Source organism: Psychroflexus sediminis (assembly GCF_900099815.1).
Taxonomy (GTDB): Bacteria; Bacteroidota; Bacteroidia; order Flavobacteriales; family Flavobacteriaceae; genus Psychroflexus; species Psychroflexus sediminis.
In genome coordinates, this window is the sequence record NZ_FNCW01000006.1 from 41,041 (window position 1) to 61,267 (window position 20,227).

Below are 20,227 nucleotides of genomic sequence, written 5' to 3' on the forward strand. Positions count from 1 at the left end.
TATAAATTAAAACGATAAACTTTATGTGTAACAAAGCCTATCTAATGGAAGTAAAAATATAGCCTTGTTTCCTGCAAATATATTTAAATTTTTAAGTTCTACAATTTTGTGGTTTCCCTGTCGATGATATCCGTTTTAACGATAGTGGTTTTAAAAGGTTCTTCTTCATCATTGGTATTTTCCAGCCGTTCAATAAGAAGTTTTGCAGCTTCTTCGCCCATCTCAAAGCCATGCTGACTTATCGTAGTGAGCGGCGGATAGGCATGCTTTGAAAGCACTCCGTCTGTAAATCCAATAATTTGAAGATCATCCGGAATTTTGAGGCCTTTTTGCCTGGCGACTTTCATAGCCGTAATGGCATAAAGTTCGTTGACGGCAAAGAGACCATCCACAGCATTCTTTTTAAAATAATCATGAATCTGCTCTTCAAGAAACTCCAGGTTGTCATCAGAATTAAATTTATCATCGATTTTCAAAATCAAATCAGGGTCAACTTCAATACCATTGGATTGTAAAGCGTTTTTATAGCCTTCAGTTCTAAGTCTACCAACACTAACGTAATCTTTGGTACTGATAATACCTATATGTTTACAGCCACTGCTTATCAATTTCTCTACCGCTTTTTTTGAGGTTTTAACATCATCAACAATAACTTTATCGCATTCAATTTCATCGATGACCCTGTCGAACATGACTATGGGTATACCCTGGTCTATGGTTTCCGACAGGTGATGGAAATCTTTAACCGAAAGGGTTTCCTTGGCTACTGAAATGATAAATCCATCGATACTTCCGTTGGCCAGCATTTCGAGGTTGATGACTTCTTTTTTAAAGGATTCATTAGACAGCCCTACAATAACATTATAACCTTTATCATTGGCATAATGCTCGATACCCGAAATAACGGTGGTGAAAAAATGATGAACAATTTCCGGAATAATGACTCCCAAAGTTTTAGTTTTCTTATTTTTAAGGCTTAAGGCGATATTATTGGGTCTGTAATTATATAGTTTAGCAAAGGCCTTGACTTTGTTTTTGGTCTCCTCTCCAATCTCTTTACTATCCCTTAAGGCTTTAGATACGGTAGATACAGAGACATCCAACTCCTTGGCAATGACTTTAAGTGTCGGTTTTTGTTTCATTTTTAATTATAAGGATAAATTATTGCTTCAAAATAAACAATTCTTCAATATTGACCTAAAAAAATGAAAAAAATAAAAAGTTATCAACACGAAAACGTTGTAGCTTACGTGCAGCTAAGGTTATTGAGATAAGTTTACATAATTTTAACTCTGGAAGTAAAAATATAACTCATTACTAACACAAAAATAAAATCTATGCGAACAATTAAACTTTTAGGTTTGTTGCTAATGCTTTTACCTATAAGTATTTTTGCCCAGTCCACAGTAAGCGGGACTGTTGTGAATGACAACGGTATGCCAATACCTGGTGTTAACATTTTAGTTAAAAATACTACAAAAGGGACAACAACCGATTTTGACGGGAATTACTCAATCGATTTAGAAAAAGGTGAAACTTTATCTTTTTCTTACATAGGTTATAGAACCCAGGACATTGTATTTAATGGGAATAATACAAGGATTAATGTATCTATGGTTGAAGATGCGGAAGCACTTAAGGAAGTCGTGGTTGTTGGTTATGGGGATCAGACCGTGAAATCCATCTCTGGTTCTGTAGCCTCTGTAACCGAAAAAGATTTTAATAAGGGAAATATTGTAACTTCAGAAAGTCTTATACAAGGTCGTGTACCTGGCCTGTCTATAACCAAAGGGGGTGGTCCCGGTTCTGGTTCTGAAATTACAATTCGTGGCGGTTCTTCCTTTAATGCCAGCAATGCTCCTTTAATAGTACTTGATGGTTTACCATTAAACAATGAGACTGCAGCTGGAACACGATCTATCTTATCTTCTATCAATCCGAATGACATTGAGTCGTTTTCGGTATTAAAAGATGCTTCAGCATCTGCCATCTATGGTATTAGAGCAGCCGGAGGAGTTATTATCATCAATACCAAAAAAGGTAGAGGCGAACTCAATGTCACTTTAGATGTTCAGCGAAACGTAACCAAAATAGATAATAGTATTGATGTTTTAAACGCGAGTCAATTTAGAACTTTGGTAAGTGACAATTTTCCAGATCGGCTTGATGAACTCGGAGAAGCCAACACCAACTGGCAGGATGAAATCTATCGAGATGCTGTATCTTCAGACATCAACCTAAGCGCCAGGGGTGCTTTGTTTGGAGAAATCCCAACGCGCTTATCTTTAAACAGATCTGATCAGCAGGGTTTAAGAAGAACGTCTAAATTTGACAGAACAACCGCTTCATTATCTATAAATCCAAGACTTTTTGACGATCATTTGAAAGTGGGTTTAAATGCTAATTACAGTAATGTAGATAACAGATTTGCGGCAGGAGTAGAAGGAAGTGCTATTGCCTTTGATCCTACTCAACCTGTTAGAGATCCCGGTTCTCCTTATGGCGGTTTTTTTGAATTTAGAGATAACGATGGCTCTGCATCCTCGAACGTGCCAAGAAACCCTGTAGCGGAATTATTACAAACCCGAAATGTGAGTAATGCCGATCGATTTTTTGGAAACCTGAATTTAGATTATAAATTTCATTTTTTACCAGCCTTAAGTTTGGTTACCAATTTAGGTATTGACAGAACTGAAAGCGGGGGTGCATTTTCCAGACCTAGAACTAGTGCCCTTGGTGTAAATGCGGAACAAGGAGAATTTATAGGAAACTTATCTCGCTATTCACAAAAAAGAACCAATACTTCTGCGGATGCTTATTTTATATTTGACGATAATTACGGAGACTTTGGAGTGAAATTAACCGCTGGGTATTCCTACCAAAAATTTGAATCTGAAAGCTTCACAACTGGTGAAATTTTAGATCCAAATGCCCAGGGTCCGAGAACAACTGTGGCGGATGATGTCGTTTTTATAGGATATTTCGGTAGAGCCAACTTAAGCTTTAAAGAAAAATACTTTATAAACGGCTCTATTAGACGCGATGGTGTATCAAAATTTAATCCAGAGGACCGAATTGAATATTTCCCATCTGTATCCGGGGCATGGCAGATAAGTGAAGAAGATTTTTTAAAAGACAGTCAGGTTATTAGTAACCTAAAAGTAAGAGCGGGCTGGGGACAGCTTGGTCAACAGGATATTTCATCTACAACAGATTATTTAAGCCGATATCAACGAGGTTTATCTAATCAACAGTATCGCTTTGGTCCTAATGCAATTGTCCCTTTACAGCCTTTATACACCAATCCAAATATTAGCTGGGAGATATTAACAGAAATCAATTTGGGACTGGATTTTGCCTTTTTTGACGATAGAATTTCCGGGTCTGTAGATGTGTTTGAGAGAACAGCTGATGATTTGTTATCGTTTGTACCGGTCCCGGATGGAGCTAACTTTTCTAACCAGGGATTCCAAAACATAGGCGAATTTGTTTCAAAGGGTGTTGAAATTAACCTAGATTATAACGTCATCAGACAGGATGATTTAAATTGGGATGTGAATTATAATTTCACAGCTTTTGACAGAGAAATAACCCGTTTGGCCTTCGGTCAAGATATTTTTGTTGGTGGTATTTCAGGTGGAACAGGTAATACTATTCAGGTGCAAAGAGAAGGTGAATGGCCAAATTCCTTTTTCACCTATGCACAATTGTACGATCAGTCTGGACAACCTATTGAAGGTGCCTATGCAGATATAAATGGAGATGGTACTATAGACGACAGAGACCGTTATGTGTCTGGAAACGGACAGGCAGATATGCTGATGGGCTTTCAGTCTAACCTGACTTATAAAAATTTTGACTTCAATTTTAACTTGAGAGCAAGCATTGGTGGAGAAATTTACAATAATGTGAATTCTTCCAGAGCTCAACTTGGAAATTTAGATTTAGCTGCGCCAAACAATTTACCTGTACAGGTTCTAGAAACCGGATTTGCAAGAACACCGGATGTCATTTTATCCGATTTCTATTTAGAAGATGCCTCTTTCTTAAGAATGGATAACATTACGCTTGGTTATACTCTAGAAAATTTCAATAAAGACAGTACAAGCCTGAGATTCTGGATGGGATTACAAAATGCCTTTATTATCACAGACTATTCTGGTATAGATCCGGAACTTGGAAGTGGTGGTATTGATAATACAATATATCCTAGAGGTAGAACTTACTTACTTGGTGTGAATTATAATTTTTAAAAAAAATTAAATTATGAAACTTAAACAATACATACTACTCACATTTATAGGAACCCTGCTGTTTTCTTCATGTGAATCTGACCTGGATGTTGGTGTAAATGATCCAAACATAATTTTGGCAGACGAAGTGTACACTTCAGCAGAAGCCTATAAACAAGCTTTGGCTGGTGTTTATGCCAACTTATCCCTATCCTCTCTTACCGATCCGGGCGGATCAAATATTGGTGGTCTAGATGCGGGAACCGGACAATACATGAGAGGTTTATTTAACTTACAAAACTTATCTACGGATGAAGTTATTTGGACTTTTGAAAATGACCCAGGCCTTAGAGGAGTTCAAAGAAACTCAGCTTCTCCAGAAAATGTTTTGCTAAGGGGAGTTTACTCCAGAGCTATGTTTTCGGTAGCCTTGTCCAATGAATTTTTGAGACAATCTTCAGACGAACTGCTTCAGGCCAGAGGAATTGGTTCTGCAGAGGAGATTCAAACTTACAGAGCTGAAGCCAAAGCTTTAAAAGCACTGTCCTATTATCATTTAATGGATATGTTTGGTAAGGCGCCTTATTATGATGAGACTATGGAGGTTGGATTTATCCAGGGTGAAGAATTGTCCAGAACTGAATTATTCGATTTGGTTGAAAGCTTACTTCTTGAAGCTTTTGATGATTTGCCTGCTGGAAATACTGGTGAATACGCAAGAATTGATCAAGGTGTTGTCAATATGATTTTAGCGAAAATCTATCTGAATGCTGAAGTGTATACTGGAACTGCCAGATACGATCAGGCTTTAGCGAGAAGTTTAGACGTTATAAATGCCGGCTATCAATTAGTAGATGATTATCAATTCAATTTCCTAGCCGATAATGACAGTAACGGCGCTCAAAATGAAATCATTTTTCCAATTGTAAACGATGGTCAAACCACACAAAACTTTGGAGGAACAACCATCCTAATTCAAGGTCAGGTAGGCGCTCAGGAGCAAAACGGAGAAAGCCTTGGAGTGAATCCTGGCGGATTTGGCGGTCTTTTTAGAGTTAGACCAGAATTTGCAGAACAATTCATTCTAAATCCTTTATATGATAACGATTCCAGAAATACCCTGATCACAGAAGATCGTCCAATAAACCTGGAAATCAGTGATCCGAATACGGGTTACATTATCACAAAATACTCCAACAGAACTTCAACAGGAGATTTTGGATCTGACAGGCTTTTTACCGATACGGATTTTCCAATGTTCAGATTGGCAGATGCTTATCTGATGTATGCTGAAGCACACTTGAGAGGTGGCGGTGGCGATCTTAATACAGCTGTAGGTTACGTCAATGTCTTAAGAGAAAGAGCTTTTGGTGATACTTCAGGAAATATAAGTGCCACTCAACTGACGCTTGATTTTTTAATCGATGAACGTTCACGGGAATTATATTGGGAAAGTCATAGAAGACAGGATCTTATTCGTTTCGGATTGTATACAGGAAACCAATACATCTGGTCTTTTAAAGGTGGTCCAAGTACAGGAACATCACTAGATGAATTCAGAGCACTATATCCGATTCCTTCTGCGAGTTTGGCTACAAATCAAAATTTAACACAAAACCCTGGTTATTAATATTAAATACTAAAAATGATGAAAAATAAAATTTTAAAATTGATGATGGTGTTTTTTGCACTAGTTGCATTTAATGCTTGTAGTGATGATGATACAATTGAATTCACTACCCAAGCCCCACCAGAACAAATATCGTTTACAAACGATTTTTCAAGTGAATATTTATTAAGTGAATTGTTCGCTCAAAATAATGCAGAACGTTTTGTTTGGATGGCTCCAGATTTCGGAGTGCCAACCCCAGTAACTTACGAATTACAAGGTTCAACAGACTTTGAGTTTACAGAACCTGTGGTTTTGGCAGAAACGACAAATCAGCAGACTGCCATAACAGTAGGACAGCTTTTAAGCTTAGCTGAAGCAGCTGGACTTGACAATGACCCAGAAACAGATAATCCAGATACCGGAGAGCTTTTCTTTCGTGTAAGGGCTCAAATTGGAACTGAAAATGCAGAGAACTCTCCGGAGACCATTTCAGAAGTAACCACTCTTAATGTGATTATTATTTCTACAGGTGGACCAGAACCGCTTCCAGTTCTTCCAAACTTATATCTAGTGGGTAGTTCTGTCGCTTCAGGTTGGGACAATAACAATAACAATTTTCCAATGGTAAGAAATCCAGAAAATGAAAATATGTTTACTTACACCGGAAGGTTTATTGACGGGGAATTCAAACTGCTTGAAGAAAGAGGTGCATGGCAACCACAATGGGGACTGCAAGACGGAAGTCTTGAAACCAGCGAAGACCTTGGAGGTGACCCCGGTGCATTTGCCATTGCTGATGGTGACGGTTATTATACCCTAGAAGTGGATACCGAAAACAAAACCCATACTCTTACTGCATTTGAAGAAGCAGGCTCTGCTACTTATAATACCATTGGTCTTATAGGCTTTGGTACAACCGGAACTGACGAAGGCTGGAACCAGGATATAGATATGACGCAATCTACTTTTGATCCGCACATCTGGTACATCTCAGAGATTGCGCTTTTCGATGGAGAAGTGAAATTTAGAGCTGAAGATGACTGGGGAGTGAACTGGGGTGGAAATACCGAGTTTTCAGGTTACGGAAGTATAAATGGACCTAACATCCCTACTACAGCTGGAACTTACGAAGTTTGGTTTAATGATCTGACTGGAAATTATGTATTGATTCCAATCGTAGAATAAATTTCACTAATAATCTTAAGGCTATCCTCAGGGATAGCCTTTTTTATATTTAAGAAACATGAAAAAAATTTTACTTTTAACGACATTATTTTTTACAATAATTGGAGTTGCTCAACAACAGGAAGGGACCTTCACAGTCTCTCCACCTACTTTTGAACAAAATGAAGAGATCACCATTACAGTTTCTGGAGTCGATCCTGCCGTATGGGGAGTTTCCGATGTTTACTTTTGGGCCTGGTATATAAATACATCAGGGAATTTTGGAGGTGATTCACCAACCAATGGAACCTGGGAAAGCTCAAGTGAAGCTCAAAAAATGACCGATAATGGTGATGGAACTTTTTCTATAACATTTACGCCCACTACATTTTATAATGCTAATGATATTGGTCAACTGGGTATGCTTGCTAAAGCAAAAGATGGTAATAGCACAGGAAATGGAGAAAGAAAAACTCAAGATAACCTAATTCCTGTAGGTACCTTTCAGGTAAGTTTAGACAGCCCGCTGGAAACTACTAATATTCTTAACTCTGGCGATGTATTGAGCATTCAAGCCACTGCTAGTCTCAATGCTAACTTTGAATTAACTCAAAATGGCAGTCTTATTGACACTCAAAATGGAATTACTTCGTATTCCAACAATCTTACTATTACTCAAGATTCAAATTTTGTATTGACAGCAACTGAGCCTAATTCAGGAGAAATTTTTGAGTTCAATATTAATGCAGTACTGACTCCAGATGTTACCATTGCTCCTGTTCCCGCTGGAGCAAAAAATGGTATTAATTACAATACTAGCAATCCTGATGAAATCACACTGGTTCTATTTGCACCTAATAAAGAATTTGTTCACGTCATTGGTAATTTCAACAATAACAATTGGACCATAGACAATACGTATTTAATGAATTTTGATGATACTACAAATCAACATTGGATTACTTTGAACAATTTTAGTGCACCAAATGATGATTTTTTATTTCAATATAGCATTGAAGCAGATATTGTAGTCCCCGACCCTTATTCTGAATTGGTTTTAGATCGATTTAATGATCAGTTTATTGAAGAGTTAACTTTTCCGAATATTCCAAGTTATCCACAACAATCAACTTCGGAATTGATTAGTTGGGTGAAAGTAAATCAAACTGACTATCAATGGCAGGCTGAAAATTTTACAAGACCTGCTCAGGAGGATTTGGTTATTTACGAACTTTTAATTAGAGATTTTGATGCTGCTCACAGCTTTCAATCTGTCATTTCAAGACTGGATTATCTCGAAGAATTAGGAATTAATGCAATTGAACTCATGCCAGTCAATGAATTTGACGGTAATATAAACTGGGGATATAGTCCTGCATTACACATGGCTTTAGATAAATATTACGGTTCTCCTCATGCCTTCAAAGCTTTTGTAGATGCTTGTCATCAAAGAGGAATTGCAGTTATTTTGGATGTCGTATTCAACCATGCTACAGGTCAGCATCCATATTACAGAATGTATAACGACTGTGGAGGATGTTATGAAGGCCAAGCAACTCCAGAAAATCCAATTTTCAATGTTAGTGATCCAAACTCTACTTTTAGTTTCTTTAACGATATCGATCATGAATCTCAGGCAACAGAAGAGTACATGGATCAAATCAATAGATTTTGGATAGAGGAATACAAAATTGATGGCTACAGATTTGATTTCACCAAAGGCTTTACAAATACTCCTGGTGATGGAGGTAGTTTTGACCAGGCTAGAATTGATAACCTCACCAGAATGTACGATGAGATCAGAAGTTATGATAACGATGCTTATATCATTTTAGAACATTTTGCTCCGGACAGCGAAGAAGAAATTTTAATCAATCACAGAGCTACAAGTAACAGCGAAGAGCCAGGAATGTTGGTTTGGGGAAATGTAAATTTTAATTATAATCAGGCTACTATGGGTTACGATAATTCAAACTTCAGAAGAGTTAGTGCTCAATCCAGAGGCTGGTCTACCCCATCGGTTGTAGGTTATATGGAAAGTCATGATGAAGAAAGACTCATGTACAAAAACCTTGAATTCGGAAACAGAGAAGGTTCATATGATACTAGAGTACTGGAAACAGCCTTAGACAGAATGGAACTTGCGGGTGCCTTTTATTTTACGATCCCAGGACCTAAAATGATATGGCAGTTTGGTGAATTAGGTTATGAATTTAGCATTAATCGATGTGAGGATGGAACTATTAATGATGATTGCAGAACTGGTCCAAAACCTATACCTTGGAATCTGGGCTATCAAAATAATCAAGACAGAACTGATGTCTATAACTTTTGGTCTAAGCTTATTACATTGAGAAATAATGAGCCGATTTTTAAGACAGATAATTTCACGCTTGAAGTCGCCGACGATGTCAATAAAAAAATATATCTAGTAGATGATAGCGCCACAGGAAGCGAGCCTAAATATGTTATTATCGTTGGAAATTTTGGCGTGACTTCAATTACAACTCAACCTTTTTTCCAGGAAGCAGGAACATGGTTTGATGCTGTAACTGAAACTACGATTGAGGTGACAAATACAAGCATGAATGTAAGTTTAGCTCCTGGGGAATTCAAGATATATTTTAATAATCAGCCATCCACTTTGAGTACAAACGAAGTATCCAGCCTGGATTACAGCGTGTATCCAAATCCTGCAAAGGACTACTTCTCTATTTCAAATCAAGTCGATTCAGTTCAAATCTTTGATGTGAATGGAAGACTGCTTAAGGAGTACAAAGGTGGTTTTGAAGCTAAGCATCGTTTTGGAACAGACCAGCTCAACCCAGGTTTATATTTTATAAAGTACACCAATCAAAAACAATCTCAAGCAGAGAAACTGATCATACACTAAACACCAAAAATTTAGAGTGTATTCTAAAAGCCCTCGAGTTAGCACTCGAGGGCTTTTTGTTTTTGCTAATTAAAGTTAAGTAGAACCCCCTCCTTAATCTCTGCCTTTGCCAAGAAACGCAGGCAGACTCCCTCACTTCGATAAACTCAGTACAGGTAAGGGAGGAAAAAACGAAACCCCAAGCCAAAGCTCGGGGTTTTCCGTTAATTCAATAATGCATTTTACTTCACTACAGGAAGCACAATTTCGGTGGTTTCAAGCAGTTTACCTGATTTCGATACAATTCTTCTTCGAAGAATCACTCAATCACCGGTAAACTTTCATTTACCGAAAATAGTATAGAAGTCAAAACTTACTTCACCACAGGAAGCACAATTTTGGAATCTCCATAAATGGTATGTGTATGCGTTTCGAAGTCCTCTTCATCCGCTTCAAAGATATTGTCCACATACTTCTGTGGATTTCTATCGATGAAAGGAAAAAAGGTACTCTGCACCTGTATCTGTAACTTATGCCCTTTTTTAAAGGTATGGTTGATGTCCTGCAAAGCAAAGTCAACGCTGGTTTTCTTACCGGGCACAAAAGGCTTCGGATCCGAAAAGCTCTCTCTGTATCGACCTCTGAAGACTTCACTTCTTACCATCATATGGTAATTGCTCATCCTCAGGTGATCCTGCATTTCTTCAGAATCTTCAGCGTCTGCAGGATATACGTCGATGATTTTTACAATCCAGTCGGCTGCCGTACCCGTGGTCGCCACTTTCAAAGCTGCCAGAATCTCGCCGGACAATTTCATATCTTCTTGAAGGACCTCGGTTTCATAAACCATCACATCAGGACGACGGGCTGCAAAACGCTGGTCGTCGGTCATGTATTTTCTTGGGGTAAAGGTTACCTTGATGTCTTCCGTAAAAGGCACAGGTTTGGTAATGTCACTTACAAATTTATTTTCAAAATCCGGTTTTGGTTCCATGCTCAGATTCTGATTGTCCACGAGGTAGAAATCAGTGGCGGTCGCGTTTTCTGGTGGCCACATTTCGTAAGCGTTCCATTCCATGGCGCCAGTATCATAAACCGACGCTTCAGGAATATCAAATTCTTTTTCACCCTTCAAAAAGTGATTAAAAAATTCGGTTTCATAATCCAGCTGGAAGTTTTCAGATAAGTTATCTCCAAAATAAATATTTCCCACGGCCTGTCTCTTTTTCAGTCTGGCCCAGTCCCCATGACTCCAGGGCCCAAACACCAAAGCATTATAGTTATCGCTGTTCTTTTCTAAACTCTTATAAATTTCAAAAGGTCCGTAAAGATCTTCCGCGTCAAATAAACCCCCGACAGTCAGTACCGCTGGTTTTACATTTTTCATGTGCTGAACCAGTCCGCGCTTTTGCCAGAATTCATCATAGTCCGGATGGTCTTTCAATTGCTGCCAAAACACATTGTCTTCGCCATAATATTTATCGAGGTTTTTCAACGGACCTATATCCAAAAAGAATTGATAGGCATCTCTTGTGCCGATATCCGGCACAGCGTACCAGGCTTCTGTAACTGGTTCTTCTTTGTCGTAACCAAATACAGCAGTAGCGATCCAGTAGCTCAGCAAGTAAGCTCCATTATGGTGAAAATCATCAAAATAAAAATCACCAATTGGCGCCTGAGGCGAAGCTGCTTTCAAAGCGGGATGATCTGATAAGACAGACATGGCTGCATAATGACCCGGATACGAAATACCCCAGGTTCCTACGTTTCCATTGTTATTCTCCACGTTGTTCACCAGCCAGTCTATCGTATCGTAAGTATCGGAGGCTTCATCGCTCTGCTTTCCTGTTTTTTTGGGAATATAGGCACGCATATTATCGTAAGTTCCTTCACTCATCCAGCGTCCGCGCACGTCCTGATACACAATGATGTTCCCCTGTTCCATCAGGAATGTATTCGGGCCGATTTGACGTCTGTACTGATCTTCCCCGTAAGGTCTGGAACTGTAGGGCGTTCGCTGCATCAATATCGGATAGGCTTTAGTTTTATCCTTTGGCGTATAAATGGTCGTATGTAATTTCACGCCATCACGCATTTCGATGTCTACTTCCTGCTTGTCGTAATTGGCTTTTACATCGTGTTGAGCCATCACGCTGGAAACCGCACACAGCAAAAATAAGAGCAAACCAAATTTAAAATGTTTCATATACTTTATTATTTTATTCTAGGACTTAAAAATACAGATTTAGTTTAAAACTTCAGGTATATTCAGGAGTTGACTTTTATATGCTGAATCCTGCCTTCCAAGGAACGCAGGCAGGTTAAGTTCGTTTGCTTATTTGCTTAATGATATCCAGCTTAAATGTGAAAGTCCACATTAACATCCTTCTTAGGCGAGTAAGGACTACTGAAGTCGGCTTAAAAATTTAAGATATCCATAAGTTTATAAAACATCAAGGTCAACTTGAACAGAAGATTTCCTTTTAATGAGTTCATGTTCTTCCAGACAATCTAAAAAGGCCTGAGGAGAAGTGTCATAAAATTCTGGAAGTTTTAGATCATAAAAAATTAGTCCATTGGTTTGAATATACTTAGATTTTACATCTTCATCCTTTAAGTATAAATCAAGCATATAAATAATATTTGTGTTTTTGAGGACTAAAGTATCTTGCTTAAGAAAGGCGCTAGAACCCTCATTGTTAAAAATATGACGTTCAGAATAGAAGAACTGCAATTCATCACAGTCTATGGTTTTGGTCTCGCTATCAAAACTTGGAAAAATTGTTACTATCGTAGCAATTGAATTAATCAAAATATGAGCAATCACATTGGAATAAAACTTATAATTAATTCTTAACCAGGCAAGTATCAATCCTGCACCTACAAAATATAAAAAATATAAACTTAGACTTAAGAAGTTAATAGCAGTGGTAATATCTCCGGAGAAATGCATTAATGAAAATATAATAGAGGTGACTATAATTTGAATATCGAGAGCATACGACTTCTTACTTTTAAAATAAAAAAGAATTGAAAACACAAAAGCCAAAAAAAGTATTGAAGATAAAACAATTTCAAAGCTCAAAAAAATAATACCAGATGCAACCAAAAAGGAAACTACGATAAACCACTTATTCTTAGTATTAATGTTGAGCCTAAATGCAATCTCTTCTATGATTGGAGCGAAAATAGTTATGTATATCAAAGAAATTATCAAAGTTTTTTTGCTTGTAACACTATCAAACAGTTGACGATCAACATTGACAACTTCAAAAAACATTAAAACTGAAAAAAGAATACTTAAAAACAGGCCTGCTACAAGATATATATTTCTCCTTTTATTTATCAATCTACTCATCGTTTTTGGTTAGTTAATTATTGATCATAAAATTTTGATAGTAAGAATATTACTTTACGAAGCAGCAATTATAAACCTTTAAGATTCAATTAGATTACGGTTTGACCGTACATCTACCATAGAAATACCGGAAGTGTTGAATGCTAGATAGGTAGTATTCATTATTAATCTAAAAAAGAAATCATCTTGGGCTTAACTGATATAATTCCAGATCGTTTGGTCTTTAAACAGGGCTCGGTAAGTTACATTGATCATTTTGTGCTCGTCCATCTGTAAGTTGGGGTCAGCTTTGATGACATGGTGCGCATAACTTCTGGCGGTTTTTAAGATCTGATTATCCTTGACCAGATCTGCTATTTTTAAGTTCAGAATTCCGCTTTGCTGTGTCCCCATCAGGTTCCCCGGTCCACGCAATTTCAAATCCACCTCAGCAATCTGAAAGCCGTCATTGGTAGCCGTCATAGTTTCCATTCGGGTTTTCCCATCAGAACTTAACTTCTTACCTGTGATGAGCACGCAATAGCTTTGCTCTGCCCCTCGTCCTACCCGACCACGTAACTGGTGAAGCTGAGACAAACCAAAGCGTTCGGCGCTTTCAATGATCATCAAACTCGCATTGGGCACATTCACGCCGACTTCAATCACCGTAGTCGCTACCATGATCTGCGTTTTACCTTTCACGAAACGCTCCATCTCGTAAGCTTTATCTTCGGGCTTCATCTTACCGTGAACAATGGACACCTGGTACTTCGGCTTTGGGAATTCCCGTTCGATGCTGGCATAGCCATCCATCAGGTCTTTATAATCAAAATTGGCCGATTCTTCAATCAACGGATACACAATATACACCTGCCGCCCTTTATCGATTTCATCTTTGATGAATTTAAACACTTTCAACCGGTTGCTGTCATAGCGATGCACGGTTTTGATGGCTTTCCGACCAGGAGGTAATTCATCTATGACAGACACATCCAGATCCCCGTACAGGCTCATGGCAAGCGTTCTGGGAATGGGTGTCGCGGTCATCACCAAAACGTGTGGTGGCAAGGAATTCTTCTTCCAGAGCTTAGCCCGCTGAGCCACTCCAAATCTATGCTGCTCATCAATCACCGCCAGACCCAGATTTTTAAACTGAACCGTATCTTCAATCAGGGCATGCGTGCCTATTAAAATGTGTAAGTCCCCGTTACGGAGGCGTTCGTGCAGTATGGTTCTGTCTTTCTTTTTGGTGGAACCCGTAAGGAGTGTAACTTCAACCCCTATAGGTTCACAAAGTTCTGATAAGCCTTCGTAATGCTGAGTCGCCAGAATTTCGGTAGGTGCCATCAGACAAGCCTGGAATCCGTTATCAATGGCCATGAGCATGGTCATCAGGGCCACTATAGTCTTACCCGACCCTACGTCGCCTTGCAGCAGTCTGTTCATTTGGGCGTTGCTGCCCAGGTCTTTTCGGATTTCTTTTAACACGCGCTTTTGAGCATTGGTCAGTTCAAAAGGCAGCACCGACTTATAAAAGGTATTGAAATACTCTCCAATTTGTTCAAAGGGGAATCCCTTGATTTTGGCTTTATGCACCGCATTTTTTCTCAGCAACTGCAACTGAATGTAATAGAACTCTTCAAATTTCAGCCGAAATTGTGCTTTGGAAAGCAATTCTGCAGACTGAGGGAAATGCACATTACGCATGGCTTCCGTTTTGGAAAGCATTTTCAGATCGGATAAGACATTATGGGGTAAAGTTTCCTGAAAGGTTTTAGCCTGTTCGAGCAAGCCAAAAATCAAGGTGCTGATGACTCGATTGGATATTCCCCGCTTACTCAGCTTCTCGGTGGAAGGATAAACCGGCTGAAGCCTGATTTGAGATTTGATTTTAGAATTGTCCAGCTCATCTATCTCAGGATGTGGCATGGAAAAACTACCTTTAAAGTGATTTAGTTTACCAAAAATGACATAAGGCGTATCGATTTTCAAGTTTTCCAGAATCCACTTATGCCCGCGAAACCAAACTAATTCCATAACACCTGTTTCATCTTCAAATTCAGCTACCAGGCGTTTACCGCGTTTCATGGGCAGGGTTCGCACATTGGTGATTTTACCGATGATTTGAACTTCAGCAGACGTATCCTGCAGCTCGGAAATTTTATAAAATCGAGACTTGTCGATATAGCGAAAAGGAAAGAACTGAAGCAGATCCTGAAACCTGTGAATACCCAACTCCGTTTTGAGCAAATCGGCCCGGCCCGGACCGACGCCTTTAAGATATTCTATAGGAATTTGTAGGGTTTTCGTATCCATAAAACGAAAATACTATATTTCGTGTAAACTCAGTTTTTTCTGATGTCATTCTGCCTGCCCGCCTTAGGCGTGGAAGAAGCCTTTTCGGCGACTGAAGAATCTCTTCTATCGAAAAACTCAAAGATTCCCTGCCTTTGCCAAGGAAACGCAGGCAGGCTCCTTTGTCGTAATGACAAGCAACATTGTCATTCTACATGCCCGCCTTAGACGTGGATTAGAATAAAAAAAGCTACTCGAAATGAGTAGCTTTTTTTATAATCGAAATATTCATTTGTCCGTTCGAATGGAGAAATTTGGTTTTCAGTAAAAAATGAAATGTGTTTGTATCGAGAGCCTTATGACTAGTTCTCGATATTTTTTTTCTTCGTTAAGCTATGCTTTACTCACAAAACACTCGAACAGATAATTAATCCTGGTATTTATTAGAATACCGTTCATACAATTCGGTCTGGTGAGTTTCCAGGCTCACATCTCTTCCCTGAATGTAAACATCCGTCAGAATATTGCCCTTCATATCCAGCGCATCCCCTTCACTTACAAAAAGCGTAGCGTCTTTGCCTACTTCCAAAGAACCGATCCGATCTTCCATACCCAGAATTTTGGCAGTATTGAGGGTAATCATTTGTACTGCCATTTCTTTGTCAACGCCAAAAGCTGCAGCAGTTCCCGCATAAAACGGCAGGTTTCTGGAATTCATACGCTCCATACGTCCACTTCCTTCAAGGGCTACCAAAACACCTGCATCATGCAGTAATTTTGGTAGTTTATAAGGCAAATCGTAATCATCATCTTCAAAATTAGGATTCAGATGCGTACGCTGAACAAGAACAGAAATATCATTTGCTGCCAGATCTTCAGCCACTTTATGGGCATGATATCCGCCAACAATAGTGACTCTATCCAGATTCATTTTTTGTTTAAAACTGATGACATCCCTGATTTCTTTTTCACCTTCTACGTGAATAAACAGAGCCTTGGAACCATCAAATAACCCGGCCATAGCTTCATATTCCAAATCTTTATCGGCAGATCCGGGAACATAAGCCCTGGCGTTGTTAAAATAGGCCACCACTTCGTCTATCTCTCCGGTATAGTCTTTATTCTTTTCCCATACCCTGTCGGCATCGTACCAGTTTCCGCTTCTGCTGAAACCGCTTGGCCAGTTCATATGAATCGCATCATTTTCCTTGATTACAGCATCTTCCCAGTTCCAGGCATCAAACTGAACCACAGAAGAGGTTCCTGAGATACGACCGCCTTTTGGGGTGATCTGGCCCATCAAAACGCCGTTAGGACGCATGCTTTCTACAATTTTACTTTCGGCATTATAGGCGATCAAACTTCTCACGTGCGGAAGCATCTTCCCCAGTTCATCTTCATCATTTGTGGCCGCAACCGCATCGATTTCAACCAGGCCTAAGGTAGCATTTGGTGCTATAAATCCGGGATAGACGTGTTTCCCCTTGGCATCTATAAGCTTGCCTTTGGCTTCAGACACATCGGTTCCTACATAGGTAATCTTTCCATTCTCAAAAACAACAACGGAGTTCTCAACCACGTCTGTATTTCCAATGTGCGCTGTACCCCCTACTATTGAAATAGCCTGGGTTTGTTTAGGTGCTGGTGTTTGTTGCGCCTGACTTGAAAATACCAGGGCTAACGCAATAAAACAGCTTGTCAGTATGTGTTTATAATTCATCTTATTCGTGTATATGGTTAATGTCATCTAAACTGTCACAGTGAAGAAAAACTTTTTCTTGTTTCTTAATCGGTTGGGTTTTCAGGCCTTTGTTTTTGGCTTTCATCATTTTATTGATTAAGAATTGTCTTTCCTCCTGAACTCGCTCTCTCATGGCTAAATCCTTCTCGATATCGAAGTAAACAACCCCTTCAATGATGGTTTTCTCCGGTGTAGCATAAATCGACAGCGGATCTCCGTTCCAAAGCACCACATCGGCATCTTTCCCTTCTTTGATACTTCCTACTCTGTCATCAATATGAAGCAGTTTTGCAGGGTTCAGGGTTACAAATTTCCAGGCGTCTTCCGCTGGAACTCCCCCATATTTCATGGATTTGGCTGCTTCCTGGTTAAGACGTCTAATCATTTCACCATCATCACTGTTAATGGCTACGGTTACTCCCTGGTTATGCATGATTGCAGCATTAAAAGGAATAGCGTCATTAACTTCGTATTTATAAGCCCACCAGTCACTGAAGGTTGAACCACCTGCACCGTGTTCTGCCATAATATCTGCTACCTTATAGCCTTCCAGTATGTGCGTGAAGGTATTGACCGTAAAATCAAATTCTTCGGCTACTTTCATCAGCATGTTAATTTCACTTTGAACATAGGAATGACAGCTGATGTAACGCTCACCATTTAATATTTCCAGCAAGGTTTCCATTTCATCATCGTGACGGTAGGCCTCTCCTGATGCTTTTTTCTCGCCGTAAGCTTTAGCCTGTGTAAAATAATCTCTAAAGACCTGCTCCACTCCCATTCGGGTTTGCGGAAATCTTGAGTTTCCACCCCAGTTAGATTGTTTGACGTTTTCTCCTAAAGCAAATTTGATGTGCTTTGGGGTGTTATCATAAATTAAATCTTCAGCATTTTCTCCCCACTTGAGTTTTAAAACCGCAGAGCGTCCGCCAATCGGGTTGGCAGAACCATGAAGCAACTGAATACTGGTTACACCACCAGCCAAAGATCTGTAAATACTGATGTCATCAGGATCTACGGCATCTTCCATAGTCACTTCAGCAGAAGAATTGTGTCCGCCTTCATTGATCGATGTTCCGGCTATGTGAGAATGCTCGTCTATGATACCGGCGGTTAAAAACTTACCGGTTCCGTCGATAACTTCAGCTCTTCCATCACTTAAGTCTTTACCAATCTTAGCGATTTTACCATCTTTCAGTAAAACATCGGTATTTTCCAAAGTTCCTTCCGCTTCACCGGTAATAACCGTTGCATTTTTAATCAATAAACGCTCTGGTTGCGACTGGGCAGAAGCTCTTCCATAGGACGAATTAGGATACGTCATGGAGAGCATTTCCATAGCTTTTTCCTCCTCTTTCTTGTCCTCCTCTTCTTGTTCTGAAACGGATTCAGTTTGCTTTTGAATGGCTCTGAATGTGGTCGTGTTACCGTCACCTAAAATAGCTTGACCGTCAATATTTGCCTGAAAAGGCTGAATTTTTGAGGTTAGAAGCGCATATTCTTCCCTGGATTTATCGGCATCTTTCAAGACCAAGGTCATCCATTCGTCTTCATACGTAAGTTTACTTCCAAGCTTCAAGGTATCCTGCTTGACTTCAGCAGAAAATTCACCCGATTTGTTCTTGATGGTTAATTCATAGGTTTCATCATTCAAAACCAAATCGTATGCCCCTGAAATATCAATCACATCCATAGGCTGCAAACGGTGACGTTGTCCCTGAACCCAGTTTTCATAGATTTTAAATTCGTCTTCAAACAGTTCTTCAGAAGTAATGATGAAGTTAGCCACTTTACCTTTTTCCAAAGTTCCTAGTAGCTCAGAAGCACCTATAGCTTTGGCAGGCTGTGTCGTTAGACCGGCAAGAGCAGTCTGCTTATCCAGGCCGCGTTCAACCGCTTTCTTCAGATTCTTCAGCAATTCATCCGGGGATTTTAGTCCTTTAGACGTAAACGAAATATCAACCCCGTGCTCTGCAAGAATTTTTGCATTGGAAGGTGCATATTGCCAGTGTTTCATATCTCCAAGGGTAAGATATTCTCTTAAGAAGGGATCTTCCACATCGTAAGCCTCAGGAAACTTAAGCGGTAAAATGAAATGCGCATTAATTTCCTTCAGGTCTTCTATGCGTTTGTACTCATCTCCAGACCCGATGATGGTATACTGAACATCAAACTGGTCTCCAATTTTATCAGCTCTGAAGGCGTCTAAATAATTGTCTACCGAAAATAATTGAGGCATGTTCTTTTTGGCCAGATAAGCTTCAATAGCCAGATCCTTTTCCTCTATAAGGCCGTTTTCATAAGCTTTAGCATCATGGTAAAATTGTCTCAGCAAAGCTGTATAACCCATAATCGAGCTTGGATAGGCCTGACGAGACTGCTTGCTTTTACTAAACTCATAGTAAAACCCGGACTTATCTTTCAACAGATTTTCGTTGAAATTTTCGCTTTCAGCCAGTGCAAATAAAGCACCGCTTCCCCTCATAAAGCCATCAGCTATATGCGTGTTAACCGCTCCAAAACCTGCTTTACGCATGGTCTCCGCTTTCTTCTCATCAAATTCAAAATGAGATTTTGCAGACTGCTCCGGTCTCATGTGATCATTCCAGTAATAGCCCTTTCTGTTTGGGTCATACTGGGGCTGAGAAGCTCTGGGTGCAGAGGCAATATCCTTGATTCCAAAATCAGAATAGACTTCCACAAAAGAAGGATAGACGTGTTTGCCTTTCGCATCCACAACTACTGTGTTTTCCGGAAGACTTACATTTTTACCAACTTCAACGATTTTCCCATCCCTGAAAAGCAAGGTAGCGTTTTCAATGGTTTGTGAGGGTGATACATGAATGATGGCAGACTTGACTGCGGTGTAATTGCTGGTCCGAGTCTTGACTCCCTTGTTCTCAGGAAAATAATCCTGAGCAAAAAGACCAGCACTCAACAAGCAAAATAAAAGAAAGATGTTTTGTTTCATTGA

At 39.4% G+C, this 20,227-nt stretch carries 10 protein-coding genes; 4 read left to right on the forward strand and 6 right to left on the reverse strand.

Annotated elements, in window-relative coordinates; all coding sequences use genetic code 11:
* Positions 1-98: 98 nt before the first annotated feature.
* The gene (locus BLP81_RS07190; protein ID WP_093367757.1) at positions 99-1,142 is read right to left on the reverse strand and encodes a LacI family DNA-binding transcriptional regulator; all 1,044 of its coding nucleotides are present in this window, start codon (positions 1,140-1,142) and stop codon (positions 99-101) included.
* Positions 1,143-1,337: 195 nt separating this feature from the next.
* Here BLP81_RS07190 and BLP81_RS07195 point away from each other — a divergent pair, with 195 nt between their 5' ends.
* From BLP81_RS07195 to BLP81_RS07210, 4 genes are read left to right on the forward strand one after another with little or no spacing between them, the layout of a single operon-like run.
* Positions 1,338-4,253 (forward strand): SusC/RagA family TonB-linked outer membrane protein, encoded by a 2,916-nt coding sequence (locus BLP81_RS07195; RefSeq protein ID WP_093367760.1) that lies wholly within the window; start codon positions 1,338-1,340, stop codon positions 4,251-4,253.
* 13 nt (positions 4,254-4,266) lie between these two features.
* On the forward strand, positions 4,267-5,862 hold the full coding sequence (locus tag BLP81_RS07200; protein WP_093367763.1) for a RagB/SusD family nutrient uptake outer membrane protein: 1,596 nt from the start codon (positions 4,267-4,269) through the stop codon (positions 5,860-5,862).
* Positions 5,863-5,880: 18 nt separating this feature from the next.
* Positions 5,881-7,029, forward strand: a complete 1,149-nt coding sequence (locus BLP81_RS07205; RefSeq protein WP_093367927.1) for a SusE domain-containing protein — start codon at positions 5,881-5,883, stop codon at positions 7,027-7,029.
* 58 nt (positions 7,030-7,087) lie between these two features.
* On the forward strand, positions 7,088-9,901 hold the full coding sequence (locus BLP81_RS07210) for an alpha-amylase family glycosyl hydrolase (RefSeq protein ID WP_093367766.1): 2,814 nt from the start codon (positions 7,088-7,090) through the stop codon (positions 9,899-9,901).
* A gap of 352 nt (positions 9,902-10,253) precedes the next feature.
* Here the strand turns inward: BLP81_RS07210 and BLP81_RS07215 are convergent, their stop codons facing one another.
* The 5 genes from BLP81_RS07215 to BLP81_RS07235 all read right to left on the reverse strand — a co-directional run bounded on the left by BLP81_RS07215 (position 10,254) and on the right by BLP81_RS07235 (position 20,224).
* Positions 10,254-12,086, reverse strand: a complete 1,833-nt coding sequence (locus BLP81_RS07215) for a CocE/NonD family hydrolase (RefSeq protein ID WP_093367769.1) — start codon at positions 12,084-12,086, stop codon at positions 10,254-10,256.
* A gap of 237 nt (positions 12,087-12,323) precedes the next feature.
* Entirely contained in the window at positions 12,324-13,238 is a 915-nt protein-coding gene (locus tag BLP81_RS07220) for a CPBP family intramembrane glutamic endopeptidase (RefSeq protein WP_093367771.1), read from the reverse strand.
* A gap of 192 nt (positions 13,239-13,430) precedes the next feature.
* Complete coding sequence (gene recG, locus BLP81_RS07225) at positions 13,431-15,533, reverse strand: ATP-dependent DNA helicase RecG (protein WP_093367773.1); 2,103 nt, start codon at positions 15,531-15,533, stop codon at positions 13,431-13,433.
* 406 nt (positions 15,534-15,939) lie between these two features.
* Entirely contained in the window at positions 15,940-17,232 is a 1,293-nt protein-coding gene (locus BLP81_RS07230) for an amidohydrolase family protein (RefSeq protein ID WP_093367776.1), read from the reverse strand.
* A gap of 1 nt (position 17,233) precedes the next feature.
* Positions 17,234-20,224, reverse strand: a complete 2,991-nt coding sequence (locus BLP81_RS07235; RefSeq protein WP_093367779.1) for an amidohydrolase family protein — start codon at positions 20,222-20,224, stop codon at positions 17,234-17,236.
* Between the last annotated feature and the right edge of the window lie 3 nt (positions 20,225-20,227).